Origin of the sequence: Pseudolysinimonas yzui (assembly GCF_014653215.1) — a bacterium.
Lineage (GTDB): Bacteria > Actinomycetota > Actinomycetes > Actinomycetales > Microbacteriaceae > Pseudolysinimonas_A > Pseudolysinimonas_A yzui.
This window is the reverse complement of sequence record NZ_BNAI01000004.1, coordinates 112,421-127,372: the sequence shown is the minus strand read 5'-3', so window position 1 is coordinate 127,372 and position 14,952 is coordinate 112,421. Positions and strand designations below refer to the sequence as shown.

Genomic DNA, 14,952 nt, shown 5'->3' with positions numbered 1-14,952 from the left:
GTTATCCGATCCTCTCGCGGCGGCCGAGGATGCCCTGGGGCCGGAACAGCAGGATGATGATGAGCACGACGAGCGGTGCTGCGAATCGCAGGTCGGCCGGAATCCACAGGGTCGACACCTCGACGACGAGACCGATCACGATCGCGCCGACGGCGGCGCCGAAGGCCGTTCCGAGGCCACCGAGGGTGACCGCGGCGAACAGCAGCAGCAGGAACTCGCTTCCCATGTCCCACTTCAGGCCCGGCCGGTAGTAGGCGGCCAGCACCCCGGAGAGACCGGCGAGACCGCCCGCGATGATCCAGACGATGCGCACGACCCCGTCGACGTCGATGCCGGATGCGGCGGCGAGCGACGGGTTGTCGGAGATCGCCCGGGTGGCCTTGCCGATGCGGGTGAAGAGCAACCAGGCCGCGAAGCCGAGCAGCGCGACGATGCTGATGACGATGCTGACCATGTCGATCACCGTCATCGAGACGCTTCCGAACAGGTCGATCGGAAGTTCCGTCGCGCCGGGGAGCTGCTGGGTGTTGCCGCCGATGAAGAACTGGAACAGGTAGCGCAACGCGAGCGAGAGGCCGATGCTGACGATCATCAGCTGCACGACTCCGACTCGGCGTCGCCGCAGAGGCCGCCAGACGGTCACGTCGAGCCCGAACCCGAGTGCCGCGCTCAGCGCCACCGCGACCGGGATCGCGACCCAGATGGGCCACCCGACGAGGTTGGCGAAGAAGTAGGCGGTGATCGCACCGAAGGTCACCATCTCGGCGTGGGCGAAGTTCGAGATCCCCGTCGTGCCGAAGACGAGCGAGAGGCCGATCGCGGCGAGCGCGAGCATCAGCCCGAAACTCAGCCCGTTGACGATGCGCTCGATGACGACGTCGAAGAAGCTGGTGACGTTGCGGGTTCCCTCGCCGATGAAGTAGTTCGCGGTGACCCGGCCACCCGGGCCCACCGTGACCTCCTTGATGTTGGGGGTCTCGTTGCCCTCCTCGACGACCGCGATGCCTTCCGGCAGCGTGTCCTCGTTGAGCGTCACCGTGTAGTCGGCGTTCTTCTCGGGCACGCCGACCGCCCACTGGCCGTTCTCGTCGGTTTCGACGTCGGTGTCGATGCCGTTGCCCTTGACGTTCAGTTCGACATCCGCCAGCGGCACGTTGTCGAGTTGCACGTTGCCGCTGACGCGGTACGGGTACTTGTCGGTGTCGACTTCGTCGGCATGGGCGGCGAACGGCACGAGCAGTTGGAGGCCGATGAGGCCGGCCAACACCGCGACGAAGGCACCCGCGAGGCGACGGCGGCGCGGATGATGCGCCGGAGTCGCCGATCGGACCAGGGACACGTGACCTCCAAGATCGGCAGCGCTGCCCGTGGCCGGACGCGCGTCGGCATTGACGCTAGCCCCGGATTGTTGCCTCCGTGTTTCGGCGACACATTCGGGTTCGCCCAGTATGCGGCGGAATTCCCAGGGCTCCAAGCCGTTAACATCGAGTACCGGGCTTCATCGCGGCAGCCGGGTGCGCATCCTGCCTTATATCTCCGGTTCTGCGAGGACACTATGGACCAGCCCGATCCCTTCGGTTTCGTCGGACTCACCTACGACGACGTGATGCTGCTGCCCGGCCACACGGACGTGATCCCCAGCGAAGCCGAGACGGCATCCCGGCTCACCAAGCGCATCAACGTGTACGCGCCGCTGCTGTCGAGCGCGATGGACACGGTGACGGAATCGCGGATGGCGATCGCGATGGCGCGGCAGGGCGGCCTCGGCGTGCTGCACCGCAACCTCTCGATCGAAGACCAGGCGACGCAGGTCGACAACGTCAAGCGCAGCGAGTCGGGGATGATCTCCCACCCGGTCACGACGACGCCCGATGCCACGGTGGCCGAAGTCGATGCGCTGTGCGGGCAGTTCCGGGTTTCGGGGCTTCCGGTCGTCGAAGGCGACGGGCGGCTCGTCGGCATCATCACCAACCGCGACATGCGGTTCGTTTCGCCGTTCGAGAAGGCTTCCACCCTGGTGCGCGACGTCATGACGAAGATGCCGCTCATCACGGCGCCGGTCGGCATCGACCCCGACGACGCGGTCGCGATCTTCGCGCAGCACAAGATCGAGAAGCTGCCCCTGGTCGACGACGCCGGCATTCTTCGCGGCCTCATCACCGTCAAAGACTTCGACAAGAGCGAGAAATACCCCAACGCCACCAAAGACGATGCGGGTCGCCTGCGGGTCGGCGCCGCGATCGGGTTCTTCGGCGACGCCTGGGACCGCGCCGGGGCGCTTCGGGATGCCGGGGTCGACGTCATCGTCGTCGACACCGCGAACGGCGACTCGGCGGGCGTGCTGGAGATCATCGGCCGCCTGAAGCGCGACTCGGCCTTCGCATCCATCGACATCATCGGCGGCAACGTCGCGACCCGCAGCGGCGCGCAGTCGCTCATCGACGCGGGAGCCGACGCGATCAAGGTCGGCGTCGGACCGGGCTCGATCTGCACGACGCGGGTCGTCGCGGGGGTCGGAGTGCCGCAGGTGACCGCCGTCTACGAGGCATCCCTCGCGGCGCGCGAGACCGGCATCCCGGTGATCGCCGACGGCGGGCTGCAGTACTCGGGCGACATCGCGAAGGCACTCGTCGCCGGCGCCGACACCGTGATGCTCGGCTCACTGCTCGCCGGCACCGACGAGAGCCCGGGCGATCTGGTCTATGTCAACGGCAAGCAGTTCAAGAACTACCGGGGCATGGGTTCGATCGGCGCGATGAGCGACCGCGGCAAGAAGACCTCGTACTCGCGTGACCGCTACTTCCAGGCCGACGTTCCGTCGGACGCCCAGCTCATCGCCGAAGGCATCGAGGGCCGGGTCTCCTACCGGGGGTCGTTGGCGGCGACCGTGTACCAGCTGATGGGCGGCCTGCGACAGAGCATGTTCTACGTCGGAGCCCGCACCATCCCCGAGCTGAAGGCCCGCGGCAAGTTCGTGCGCATCACCCCGGCTGGGCTCAAGGAGTCGCACCCGCACGACATCCAGATGACCGTCGAGGCGCCCAACTACACGGGCTGACCGTCCTCCGGTCTCGGGGAGGGACTTTCGACCCGGGCACGCGGCCGAGGGGCGGGGTTGACTGTGGGCGTTCCGCCCGATGCGGAACGGAGAGGGTCAGATGATGTCAGTTTCCACACCTTCCACGTCGGCTTCCACCGGGATGTCGTTCGGCGACGCCATCGTCACGGTGTTCCGCAAGTACGCGGACTTCTCGGGACGGGCGACCCGGCCCGAGTTCTGGTGGTTCGCGTTGTTCTCGACGATCGTCAGCTCGGCGCTCGGAGCCTTCAACCTGGTGACTCCCGAGGGGGTCATCGCGGTGGGCTCGAGTCTCGCCGGAGTCTGGTCGATCGCCGTGCTCGTCCCGTCGCTCGCGGTCGCCGTGCGTCGGCTTCGCGACACCGGCCGGTCGTGGACCAACCTGTTCTGGTTGCTCCTGCCGCTCGCGGGCCTCATCGTGCTGATCGTGTTCTGGGCCGAGCCGACTCGCCCCGAGCCCACGACGACGCCGGCGGTGGCGTGATGGCGGGCGCAGACGGCCGGGTGCGCGTCGTCGAACGCGCGGGGCCGTGGGGTGTCGTGTTCCTGATGGCGTACATCGGGGCCGCGATCTACTTCATCTCGGAGTCGGACGGCGGCTTCTGGTCGGTGATCCTCGGCCTGCTTCAGGCCGCGGTCTGGCCGGTCTACGTGCTCTACCACGTGCTGCTTCTGCTCGGCGCCTGACCGCAGCGCCCGACCCCGGCATCGGCGCCCCCGCCGGTAGGCTCGACGGGTGAGCGACATCGAGATCGGGCGGGCCAAGCGAGCCAGGCGGGCCTACGCGTTCGACGACATCGCGGTGGTGCCGAGTCGGCGCACCCGCGACCCGCACGACGTGAGCGTCTCGTGGACGATCGACGCGTTCACCTTCGACATCCCGGTGCTCGCGGCGCCGATGGACTCCGTGGTGAGCCCGGCGACCGCGATCGCGATCGGCAAGCTCGGCGGCTTGGGCGTGCTCGACCTCGAGGGCGTCTGGACGCGGTATGAGGATGCCGACAAGGTTCTGAAGGAGATCTGCGGCCTGAAGGCGGAGGGCGCGACGAAGCGCCTGCAGGAGATCTACGCCGAGCCCATCAAGCCCGAGTTGCTGAAGTCGCGGATCGCCGAGATCCGGGCGGCGGGGGTTCCGGTCGCCGGGGCGCTCAGCCCGCAGCTCACGCAGGAGCACTACAAGACCGTCATCGACGCGGGCGTCGACCTGTTCGTGATCCGCGGCACCACCGTGTCCGCCGAGCACGTGAGCAAGGGCGTCGAGCCGCTGAACCTGAAGAAGTTCATCTACGAGTTGGACGTGCCGGTCATCGTGGGCGGCGCCAGCACGTACACGGCGGCGCTGCACCTCATGCGCACCGGCGCCGCGGGGGTACTCGTCGGGTTCGGCGGAGGTGCCGCGAGCACCACCCGCACCAGCCTCGGCATCCACGCGCCCATGGCGACGGCGGTGGCGGATGTCGCGGGCGCGCGCCGCGACTACCTCGACGAATCCGGGGGACGCTACGTGCACGTCATCGCGGATGGTGGGCTCGGCACGAGCGGCGACATCGTGAAGGCGATCTCGGTCGGAGCCGATGCCGTCATGCTCGGTTCGACTCTCGCCCGTGCCGAGGAAGCACCCGGCGGCGGCTGGCACTGGGGGTCGGAAGCCCGGCATCCGGAGCTGCCTCGGGGGCACCGCGTCGAGGTCGGAACGGTCGCGCCGCTCGAGAAGCTGCTTTTCGGCCCCGCAGACACCGCCGACGGACGCGTGAACCTGATCGGTGCGCTCCGGCGGTCGATGGCCACGACCGGCTACTCCGACCTCAAGGAGTTCCAGCGGGTCGAGGTCGTCATCGCCCCCTACCACCGAGGCTGAGGATGATCCCCCGGAAGACCGTCACCCGCTCGAACCGCCTCGGCCCCGACGAGCGTGCCTCCGCGATCGCGAACATGCGCGCGAAGGAGCTCGACATCCTGGTGATCGGCGGGGGGATCGTCGGCACGGGGGCGGCACTCGACGCGGTGACGCGCGGCCTGCGCACCGGCTTGCTCGAGGCCCGAGACTGGGCTTCCGGCACGAGCAGCCGCAGCAGCAAACTGGTGCACGGCGGCATCCGCTATCTGGAGCAGCTCGACTTCCGGCTCGTGCGCGAGGCGCTGATGGAGCGCGGGTTGCTGCTGCAGCGGCTCGCCCCGCACCTGGTGAAGCCGGTGCGGTTCCTGTACCCGCTCACAAAGGGTCCGTTCGAGCGCGCCTACGTCGGGGCCGGGATGCTGCTGTACGACGCGTTCTCGTACACCGGGCTGCGGCCGCCGGGGGTTCCGCATCACCGGCACCTGACCCGGCGGCAGCTGTTGCGTGCGGCGCCGAGTCTGCATCCCGACGCCTTCACCGGCGGGCTCACCTACTACGACGCCCAGGTCGACGACGCGCGGTACGTCGCGACCCTCGCCCGCACCGCTTCCTTCTACGGAGCCCACGTCGCGAGCCGCGTCGAGGTGATCGGGTTCCTCAAGGTCGGGCAGCGGGTCACCGGCGTGCGGGCGCTCGACAAGGAGACCGGCGAGGAGTTCGAGATCCTCGCGAAGCAGGTCGTCAACGCGACCGGCGTCTGGACCGACGACACCCAGGCCATGGTCGGTGAGCGCGGCCAGTTCAAGGTGCGTGCGAGCAAAGGCGTGCACCTCGTGGTGCCGCGCGACCGATTCCAGAGCAAGCTCGGGCTGCTGCTGCGCACCGAGAAGAGCGTGCTGTTCGTCATCCCGTGGGGCCGGCACTGGCTGATCGGCACGACCGACACCACCTGGGACCTCGACAAGGCGCACCCGGCGGCGACGGCGGCCGACATCGACTACCTGCTCGAACACGTCAACTCGGTGCTCGCCACGAAACTCACCCGCGACGACGTGGAGGGGGTGTACGCGGGCCTGCGACCGCTGCTCGCCGGCGAGAGCGAGGAGACCAGCAAGCTCAGCCGCGAGCACATCGTCGCGCACAGCGTTCCCGGCCTCGTCGTGGTGGCCGGCGGCAAATGGACCACCTACCGCGTGATGGCGAAGGATGCCGTCGACGAAGCGGTGCGCGCGCTCGACGGCGTGATCTCCGAGAGCGTGACCGAGAACATCGGCCTGCTCGGCGCGGAGGGCTACCAGGCGGCGTGGAACAAGCGCCACAAGATCGCGACGGCGTACGGCGTGCACCGGGTGCGCGTCGAGCACCTGCTGAACCGTTACGGCGTGATGACCGACGAGCTGCTCGACCTCATCCGCTCCCGCCCCGATCTGGCCGACCCGCTGCCCGGAGCCGACGACTACATCGGTGCGGAGGTCGTCTACGCGGCGACCCACGAGGGTGCGCTGCACCTGGATGACGTACTCGCCCGCCGCACGCGCATCTCGATCGAGGCATGGGACCGCGGCGTCGCGGCGGCGCCCGTCGCGGCAGCCCTCATGGGCGGTGCGCTCGGCTGGGATGCCGCCCGCATCGATCGCGAGGTCGCCCTCTACGAGAAGCGGGTCGAAGCCGAGCGAGCCAGCCAGGAACAACCCGACGATGTGTCGGCCGACCGCGTGCGGCTCGGCGCCCCCGACATCGTCTGACCGTGCGCTCGTAGACTCGACCCATGGTCGATGTCAGGCGGGTCAAGCTCCCCGGGGTCGGGGTGCTGCACACCTTCGTCACGGATGACGGCGGCAAGGTCGGGGTGATCACGCACCGGTCGGGGCACAGCGACCTCATCACGTTCGCAGATGCCGAAGACGGCGACAGCCGTAAGGTGTCGTTGCGGCTCGACGAAGACGAGGCCCACACGCTCGCGGAACTGCTCGGCGGCACCCGCATCACCGAGTCGTTGTCGGGCATGGACCAGATCCCGGGGCTGAGCATCGACTGGTTCCCGGTCGACTACGACCACCACATCGCCGGGCAGCAGCTCGGCTCGCTCACCACGAAGGGCCTTCCCGGGGTGACGGTCGTCGCCGTCGTGCGCGGGGAGTCGGCGAACCCGGCCCCCGACGGTGACTTCAAGGTCTTCCCGGGCGACACCCTCGTCGTGGCCGGTGCCCCCGAGAAGGTGGCGAAGGCGTTCCAGTTCTTCCGCACGGGGGAGTTCACCAAGGCCCCGGCGGAGCACTCCGCGCCGCCCGGAGGCTGAGATGCACCTGGCCGTGCACTCCGACGGGCTGGGCGTCGAACTCATCACGCTCGGCGTTCTTTTCGTTCTCGCCTACGGCCTCGGACGTCTCGGCAAACGCATCGGCCTGCCGGCGATCCCGATCTACATGATCGTCGGACTCATCGCGAGCCCGAACTTCGAGTGGATCCCGTTCCTCAACTTCCAGCCGGGCGATGTCGAGCTCATCGCGGTCTTCGGGCTGATCTTCCTGCTGTTCTCGCTCGGGTTGGAGTTCGACACCGAGGAGTTCTTCGGCAACGCGAAGCGCCTGCTCATCTCGGGTGGCACCCGCATCGCGATCAACATGGGCACCGGCTTCGTGTTCGGCTGGCTCGTCGGCTGGGGGGCCCGCGAGGCGCTCATCATCGCCGGGATGACGGCGATGTCGTCGAGTGCGATCATCACGAAGCTGCTCATCGAACTGCGGCGCCTGGCGAACCAGGAGACCCCGACGATTCTCGGCATCGCCGTCGTCGAGGATGTCTTCATCGCGGTGTACCTCGCGATCGTGTCGGTCGTGCTGAGCGGCGAGACCGAGGTGTGGCCGATCGTGGTGCAACTCGCCACGGCGTTCGCCTTCCTGATCGCGATGTTCGTGATCGCCCGCTTCGGGGGCCGCCTCATCTCGCGGCTGGTCGGCACCCGCGACGACGAGCTGTTCACGATCGCGTTCTTCGGCCTGGCGCTCGGCTTCGGCGGCCTGGGTGAGGTGCTCGGGGTGTCCGACGCGATCGGGGCGTTCCTCATCGGCCTGGTGCTCGGCGCCACGCGGCACAAGGCCCGCATCGAGGCGCTCACGCTGCCACTGCGTGACGTCTTCGCTGCCTTCTTCTTCCTCAACTTCGGTCTCGCGCTCGACCCGTCGACGTTCGGCGAGGTCGTCGCGCCGGTCGCGGTCGCGGTCGTCATGACGCTCGTCGTCAACACCGCCGGTGGTCAGCTCATCGCCTGGTTGAACGGTCTCACGGCGGCGCAGGGGCTCAACGTGTCGACGATGCTGCACAACCGCGGCGAGTTCACGCTCATCCTCGCGACGCTCGCCGCCGCGGCCGGGCTCGATCCACGGCTCACCCCGTTCGCCGGGCTGTACGTGCTCTCGATGGCGATCATCGGTCCGGTGCTCGCCGTCAACTCCGAGCGGCTCGGTTCGCTCGGGCCGACGGCGCGCCGGGCGCGCCGGGTCGACGCGGAGCGTGACCGCGAGTTCGCCCTCGCCGAGCTGGCGATGGCCGGCGGGGTGGACGACGACGAACCCGCGATGGAGATCGCCGCCGGCGAGTTCCCGACACCTCAGCCGACGACCGACGACGAGACCACGCCGCAGCGCGAGAGGGACCCGGAGTATTGAGCACCACGTCGACATCCCTGTCCTCGCGCTTCTGGGCGACGGCGCGCACGCCCCGGTGGATCGCGGCCCTCGTGCTGGCCCTCGCGATCGCGGCGGCGTTCGCGGCGCTCGGGCAATGGCAACTCGACCGCAGTCTCGAGAACGCGCAGGTCGTCGAGATCGACACCGAGACGGTGGTGCCCCTCGATCAGATCGCCGAGCCGGGCAGCGGGGTGACGGATGCCCAGCAGGGCCGTACGGTCACCGTGTCGGGTGGCTTCGTGCCCGGTGACTTCGTCGTGCTGACCGGCCGCGACAACGGTCGGGGAGAACGCGGAACCTGGTTGGTCGGGCATCTCGTCACCGACCAGGGGGTGTCCCTCGCCGTGGCACTGGGCTGGTCGGCGGACCGCGAGCCGACGGCATCCGATCTCGACCGGGCCGAGTGGATCGGCCGCTACCTGCCGAGCGAGGAGCCGCAGTCGTCGAACTTCGAGGAGGGTGAGCGCAGCGCGCTCGCGGTCGCCGAACTGGTCAACCTCTGGGCCGAGCCCGGGCCGGTGTACGGCGGGTACCTGGTGCTCGCCGAGCCGCTCCCCGGCCTCGACCCGATCCGCGCCGACGCGCCCGAACGCGAGGTCACGCTCAACCTGCTCAACGCGTTCTACGCGATCGAGTGGGCGCTGTTCGCGGGTTTCGCGATCTACCTCTGGTACCGCCTGGTTCGGGATGCCGTGGAGCGAGCCGAGCAGCTGGCGGCTCCGTAGACTGGGGTCATGCCCCTCGGACTCGCCGCAGACGACGTCCCCCGCATCCGCCTCGTTCTGAGGCTGTTCCGCGTCTCGGCGATCGTCACCGGTGTCTTCCTGCTGTTGCTCGTCGTCATGATGGTGGCGCGTTACGGCTTCGGAGTCGACATCGAGTACTCGGATGCCTACGGCTTCGGGCTCACCCCGCGTGAGCTGATCGAGGAGCGGGGCTCGCTCAACGTGTCGCTGATCATCCTCACGACGCACGGCTGGCTCTATGTCGTCTACCTCGCCCTCGACTTCCTGCTGTGGCGGTTCACCCGCTGGTCGTTCGCGCGGTTCCTGTTCATCGCGCTCGGCGGCATCATCCCGCTGCTGTCGTTCTTCTTCGAGTTCTCGGTGCCCCGGTGGGTGCGCGAGGAGATCGCCAAAGCCCAGCCCGTGGAGGCCACCGCGTGAGTTCCGAAACCGCCGCCAAACCCGTCCTCGTGGTCGACTTCGGCGCCCAGTACGCCCAACTGATCGCCCGGCGGGTGCGCGAGGCGAACGTCTACAGCGAGATCGTGCCGCACACCATCACGGCGGATGAGGTGCGCGCGATGGACCCGGCGGGCATCGTGCTCTCGGGCGGCCCGTCGAGTGTGTACGAGACCGGGTCGCCGACCCTCGACCCGGGGATCCTCGAACTCGGGGTGCCCACTCTGGGCATCTGTTACGGCTTCCAGGTGATGGCGCAGCAGCTCGGCGGCGAGGTCGCGAAGACCGGCAACCGCGAGTACGGCTCGACCGCCGTGCACCTGGCCGGTGACGGCGGCGTCTTCCTCGGCGGGCAACCCGCTGAGCAGATCGCCTGGATGTCGCACGGCGACTCCGTCGTGCGGGCACCGGAAGGATTCGACGTGCTGGCGTCGAGCGAAGGCACCCCGGTCGCGGCGTTCGCGAACGACCGGCTGAAGCTCTACGGGGTGCAGTGGCATCCCGAGGTGAAGCACTCGGTGCACGGGCAGGCGGTGCTCGAGAACTTCCTGCACCGCGCCGCCGGCATCCCCGGCGACTGGAATAGCGGCAACGTCATCGCCGAGCAGGTGGCCCGCATCCGCGCGCAGGTGGGCTCGGGTCGGGTGCTCGCGGCGCTCTCCGGCGGCGTCGACTCGGCGGTCGCCGCGGCGATCGTGCACGAAGCCGTCGGCGACCAGCTGGTGTGCGTCTTCGTCGACCACGGGCTGCTGCGGGCGGGGGAGCGCGAGCAGGTCGAGACCGACTACGTCGCGGCGACCGGCATCCGCCTGGTCACCGTGGATGCCCGCGAGCAGTTCCTCACGGCGCTCGCCGGGGTGAGCGACCCCGAATCCAAGCGCAAGATCATCGGGCGCGAGTTCATCCGCACCTTCGAGGCCGCCGAACGCGAGCTGGTCGCGGAAGCTGCCGCCGACGGCGAGCCGATCAGATTCCTCGTGCAGGGCACCCTCTACCCGGATGTCGTCGAATCGGGTGGTGGCTCGGGCACCGCCAACATCAAGAGCCACCACAACGTCGGCGGGTTGCCCGACGACCTCCAGTTCGAGCTCGTCGAACCGCTGCGCACCCTGTTCAAAGACGAGGTGCGCGCGATCGGCCGGGAGCTCGGGCTGCCGGAGGCGATCGTGGCGCGCCAGCCGTTTCCGGGGCCAGGACTCGGGATCCGCATCGTCGGGGAGGTTACCGGTGAGCGCCTCGATCTGCTCCGCGAGGCAGATGCGATCGTCCGTGCCGAACTGACCGCCGCCGGGCTCGACGCCGAGATCTGGCAGTGCCCAGTCGTGCTGCTCGCCGACGTGCGCTCCGTGGGCGTCATGGGCGACGGCCGCACCTACGGACACCCGATCGTGCTGCGGCCGGTGTCATCCGAGGATGCGATGACCGCCGACTGGACGCGGCTGCCCTACGACGTGCTCGCGAAGATCTCCAACCGCATCACCAACGAGGTCGCCGGGGTCAACCGGGTGGTTCTCGACGTGACGTCGAAACCACCCGGCACCATTGAGTGGGAGTGACGCGGGTCACCTGACCCGCTGCAGCACCCGCAGGTCGGTCCAGCCGATGACGGCGTCGTCGGCATCCTGAACCACCAGCTCGTGGATGCCGAGCGGGTGGTTCGTCGGGACGGTGACCTCGATCGTGCCCTCCGGCGAAACCTGGTGCCACTCGCCCAACTGCGTCGGGTGCGAGTGCAGCCAGGCCGACACCCACTGGCCGGCGTACTCCGTGCCGACGACGACCTCGGCGGTCTCATCGCGGCGAATCGCGGAGGGCGCCTCGATCAGGTCCTCGTCGGCCGCATCGAGGTCGTGCCTGAGCACCGGCGTTGCGTCGTGCTCGGGCTCCGGGGCGGCCGTCTGCCGGTCGATGAAGGTGTAGTCGAGCCAGACATCCGCCTGTGAGTCGACCGTGACAATCGTCGCGCCAGCGATCGTCGCAGAACCGCCGAGGTAGGTGGTCGCGTAGTGCGGGATGCGGGCCGCGTCGCAGTCTTCGAAGAGCACCGAGTAGTCGCCCGGAGCGATCGAGTCGAAGAAGAAGTAGCCATCGGGTGTCGTCGTGAACGCCGCGCCGACAACAGCGCCGTCAGCCTCGACGACCTGCACGCAAATGTCGGCGAGCCCCGCCCACTCGGGGGTCTGGTCGCTGCCCGCCACCAGACCGCTGATGCTGCCGGTCGTGCGTGGGACCGCAACGAGATCGGGCGCGGTCAGCGTCTCGCCCGAGTCGAGCTCAACCTCCACCGAGGTGTAGTTCCACGGCCACCCCGAGCCTCCGAGGCCGAGTGACCAGGTTCCGATACCCAGCGCTGTGATCGTGTAGTAGCCGTCGGCATCCGTCGTTGCGGCGTCGGCGTTGGTTCCGGATTGTGCCGACACGATGACGCCTTCGACGCCCGAGCCCTCGCCATCGACGACGCGGCCGGTGATCGCGGCGTCGCGCGCGATGAGCGAGATCGGGACGACGGCGGCTTCCCCATCGGCGAGTTCGACGGTTTGCGTCATGACGGTGAAGTATCCCGGGAGGTAGGCGGACAGCAAAAAGGTGCCGGCCGGCAGATCCCCATACGCGAACGTGCCATCGGCCGGGGTGTACTGGGCCGGGAACGAGCGGCCGTTCGGGATGATGACCTGATTCATGCTGATCGTCACGCCTTCGAGCGCGGCGCCCGTCGCCGCATCGATGGCGGTGCCGGCGATGCTCCCTGTGCCCGACGGCCACGGGAAGATCTCGACCTCGCCGAAGTATGCGGGTTCCGCATCGGTCAAGGTAAAGGAGACGGGAGCCGGCTGGTCCTCAAATCCGCCGCCGACCGTGCCCGAGTACGTACCGAGCGCAAGGTCGGTGAGCGCGATAACACCCGCCGCGTCAGCGAAGCCGAATGTGGGACCCTCGGGGCCGAACACGATCAGGCTGGTGTACGGGACCGGCTCACCACCGCGCGTCAGGGTGAGCGTCGCAGTGCCGGGGCCGACGGCCTGGGCGGGCAACGCCGGGAGGAGAGCCAGCGCGAGAGCAGCAACCAGCGCTGCGACGATGGCGCGCGGAGGGCGCAGGAGAACGGTCATGTGAGGTCCCTGATGCTCAACGGCCGATCGCCCTGATCTGCCGACGCCTCTCGACGTTGACTCATGATTGCGGACGCCGCCCACGCTCGCAAGGTGGGATGGGTGAGGAATGACGCGCGCTCAGCACCGTTCCGGGCGAGGCGCGGCGTGTCCTGGCAACTCTGCGGCGTGTCATCGCTGCGCGGTGCTGAGCGGTCGCAACCACCCCGGAAACGCCGTTGGGGACCCCGCAACGGGAGTCCCCAACGATTGGTTGCGATGCGTCAGTTACGCGGCAGGAAGTACGACAGCAGTCGCAGGATCTCGAGGTAGAGCCAGACGACGGTGACGATGATGCCGAAGGCGCCCGTCCAGCCGTAGATGCGGGGCTGCCCGGTCTGCACGCCCTTCTGGATGTAGTCGAAATCCATCACGAGCGAGTAGGCAGCGAGCAGCACGACGAGGATGCCGAGCGGGATTCCGATCGGAATGTCGGTACCGGGGATCGGCATCCCGCGCACCCCACCGAAGCTGGTGACGACGCCGGTCATCATGAGTACGAGGTTGACGAGCGAGAACGCCATGTAGCCGACGATCGCGACGAGGAAGATCTTGGTCGCGCGCTTCGAGACGCGCACCTTGCCGTTGGCGAAGAGGGCGAGGGTCACGCCGACAACGGCGAGCGTGCCGAACAGAGCCATCGGAACGATGCCGTCGGAGAACGACGAAAACAGCATCGACACCCCACCGACGAGCAGACCTTGCGCGAACGCGTACGCGAGGATCAGCGGCGGTGACGGCTTCTTCTTGAAGATGTTGACGAGCGCGAGCACAAGGCCGGCGATGGCGCCGACGATCGCGAGCGCCGGGAACACCCAGCCGATCGCGGCACCGACGAGCAGCACCGCGAAGCCCGCGAGGGTCTTGAAGATGGTGTCCTGGTAGGTCATCCGCTCCATCTGATCCGGAGTGGCCTCCGGCAGCGCGTAGTGCTCCTGAAGCTGTCCGGGCGTCGGAACGGGAGGGACGCCGTTCTGGCGGGCAGCGAGCTTCTGGGCTGCGACAGCCGAGAACGCGGGGGAGTTGCTGAAAGCGGGGTTGGCCATGAGGAGAGCTTAGGGAGTAGATGCCGAGGAATTCCTGGGGTTTCGCCTCCGGCGCAAACGCCGCAGCCGGCGAATCCGCCGCGCTCGAGCCTGCGCGATGTGCACGGCCCGAGCGGCGAGCGCCGAGAGCACCATGAACGCCCCCATCGTGCCGAGGGCGGGCAGCATCATTCCGTACGACGGGAACAGCGGCGCGACCAGCACGGCTCCCGCGATCACGAAGATGAGCGTCGGGTAAGCCGCGAACGGCCGGTGCCGCACGAGCAGCCAGCCGATGTAGGGGAACACCAGAATCCACAGCCAGCCCGGCCCGGCCAGCAGTGCCCACATCACGAGCGTCGACGGGATGAGCGCCCATACCCGCCGCCACCCGGCGGCGGGCAGCACCGACCATCCGGTGATGTGGGCGACCGACCCGGCGTACAGCAAGGCGTTCGCGAACGGGCTCGTCACCCCGCCGCCGGCGACCGCGAGCCCGCCGCCGACGATGAGCAGCATTCCCCCGAGCAGTCGGGTGCGGTAGCCGCCCCACCGCAACGGCAGGGCGGTGGTGGGCTCCCGCCAGCGGAACGGCGCGGCCGTCTCCGACATCGAGACGTCAGGCATTCGTCGTGACGAACGCGATCACGAGCACCGCGAGGGTGACCAGCCAGATGTAGCCGAGTGTCACGGCGATCCAGGCGGCCACGATGCCGCGCTCGCCGGTGACCTTGATCTGCGACACCGCGATGTGACCGAACAGTGCCGCGAGCGGGCTCAGCAGACAGCCGAGGATGAGGGCGAGCACGGCGAGCACGTTGACCCGGCGCACCTCGGGCTCGGGGTCGGCGCTCAGCGGCGACGGCAGCGCGCCGGCGAGCGGCACCGACGTGCGGGTACCGCAGGTGATGCAGTACTTCCACATCGGTTGCAGCTCGCGACCGCAGTTCGCGCAGGTTGCCATGAGGCGTTCAGATTATCGTGAACGA

15 protein-coding genes are annotated in these 14,952 nt (G+C 68.7%); 10 read left to right on the top strand and 5 right to left on the bottom strand.

Annotation, left to right across the window (positions count from 1 at the left end; all coding sequences use genetic code 11):
• Position 1 precedes the first annotated feature (1 nt).
• Positions 2-1,333: a branched-chain amino acid ABC transporter permease gene (locus tag IE173_RS10930; protein ID WP_373298472.1), complete on the bottom strand. Its 1,332-nt coding sequence runs from the start codon at positions 1,331-1,333 to the stop codon at positions 2-4.
• Between the two features lie 222 nt (positions 1,334-1,555).
• On the opposite strand from IE173_RS10930, the gene guaB reads away from it, so the two are divergent.
• The 10 genes from guaB to guaA all read left to right on the top strand — a co-directional run bounded on the left by guaB (position 1,556) and on the right by guaA (position 11,345).
• Positions 1,556-3,058, top strand: coding sequence for an IMP dehydrogenase (gene guaB / locus IE173_RS10925; protein WP_191283527.1), 1,503 nt, complete (start codon positions 1,556-1,558; stop codon positions 3,056-3,058).
• Positions 3,059-3,161: 103 nt separating this feature from the next.
• Positions 3,162-3,563, top strand: a complete 402-nt coding sequence (locus tag IE173_RS10920) for a DUF805 domain-containing protein (protein WP_229842055.1) — start codon at positions 3,162-3,164, stop codon at positions 3,561-3,563.
• Positions 3,563-3,766, top strand: a complete 204-nt coding sequence (locus IE173_RS10915) for a hypothetical protein (protein WP_191283526.1) — start codon at positions 3,563-3,565, stop codon at positions 3,764-3,766. The genes IE173_RS10920 and IE173_RS10915 overlap by 1 nt, the downstream gene beginning before the upstream one ends.
• 49 nt (positions 3,767-3,815) lie before the next feature.
• A complete protein-coding gene (locus tag IE173_RS10910) occupies positions 3,816-4,937 on the top strand; it encodes a GuaB3 family IMP dehydrogenase-related protein (RefSeq protein ID WP_191283525.1) in 1,122 nt (373 codons plus the stop codon).
• A 2-nt stretch (positions 4,938-4,939) separates the two neighbouring features.
• The gene (locus tag IE173_RS10905; RefSeq protein WP_191283524.1) at positions 4,940-6,661 is read left to right on the top strand and encodes a glycerol-3-phosphate dehydrogenase/oxidase; all 1,722 of its coding nucleotides are present in this window, start codon (positions 4,940-4,942) and stop codon (positions 6,659-6,661) included.
• A 23-nt stretch (positions 6,662-6,684) separates the two neighbouring features.
• On the top strand, positions 6,685-7,215 hold the full coding sequence (locus IE173_RS10900; RefSeq protein ID WP_191283523.1) for a cation:proton antiporter regulatory subunit: 531 nt from the start codon (positions 6,685-6,687) through the stop codon (positions 7,213-7,215).
• A gap of 1 nt (position 7,216) precedes the next feature.
• The gene (locus tag IE173_RS10895; RefSeq protein WP_191283522.1) at positions 7,217-8,584 is read left to right on the top strand and encodes a cation:proton antiporter; all 1,368 of its coding nucleotides are present in this window, start codon (positions 7,217-7,219) and stop codon (positions 8,582-8,584) included.
• The gene (locus IE173_RS10890; RefSeq protein WP_229842054.1) at positions 8,581-9,330 is read left to right on the top strand and encodes an SURF1 family cytochrome oxidase biogenesis protein; all 750 of its coding nucleotides are present in this window, start codon (positions 8,581-8,583) and stop codon (positions 9,328-9,330) included. The genes IE173_RS10895 and IE173_RS10890 overlap by 4 nt, the downstream gene beginning before the upstream one ends.
• A gap of 9 nt (positions 9,331-9,339) precedes the next feature.
• Positions 9,340-9,771, top strand: coding sequence for a DUF3817 domain-containing protein (locus IE173_RS10885; protein ID WP_191283521.1), 432 nt, complete (start codon positions 9,340-9,342; stop codon positions 9,769-9,771).
• Positions 9,768-11,345 (top strand): glutamine-hydrolyzing GMP synthase, encoded by a 1,578-nt coding sequence (guaA, locus tag IE173_RS10880; RefSeq protein ID WP_191283520.1) that lies wholly within the window; start codon positions 9,768-9,770, stop codon positions 11,343-11,345. The genes IE173_RS10885 and guaA overlap by 4 nt, the downstream gene beginning before the upstream one ends.
• A 6-nt stretch (positions 11,346-11,351) precedes the next feature.
• Here guaA and IE173_RS10875 read toward each other — a convergent pair whose 3' ends face one another.
• The 4 genes from IE173_RS10875 to IE173_RS10860 form a co-directional block, all read right to left on the bottom strand.
• Positions 11,352-12,899, bottom strand: a complete 1,548-nt coding sequence (locus tag IE173_RS10875; protein ID WP_191283519.1) for an MSCRAMM family protein — start codon at positions 12,897-12,899, stop codon at positions 11,352-11,354.
• 263 nt (positions 12,900-13,162) lie between these two features.
• Entirely contained in the window at positions 13,163-13,984 is an 822-nt protein-coding gene (locus tag IE173_RS10870; RefSeq protein WP_191283518.1) for a Bax inhibitor-1/YccA family protein, read from the bottom strand.
• Positions 13,985-13,993: 9 nt separating this feature from the next.
• Complete coding sequence (locus IE173_RS10865; RefSeq protein ID WP_191283517.1) at positions 13,994-14,590, bottom strand: hypothetical protein; 597 nt, start codon at positions 14,588-14,590, stop codon at positions 13,994-13,996.
• Positions 14,583-14,927: a DUF4190 domain-containing protein gene (locus tag IE173_RS10860; RefSeq protein ID WP_191283516.1), complete on the bottom strand. Its 345-nt coding sequence runs from the start codon at positions 14,925-14,927 to the stop codon at positions 14,583-14,585. The genes IE173_RS10865 and IE173_RS10860 overlap by 8 nt, the downstream gene beginning before the upstream one ends.
• Positions 14,928-14,952 lie beyond the last annotated feature (25 nt).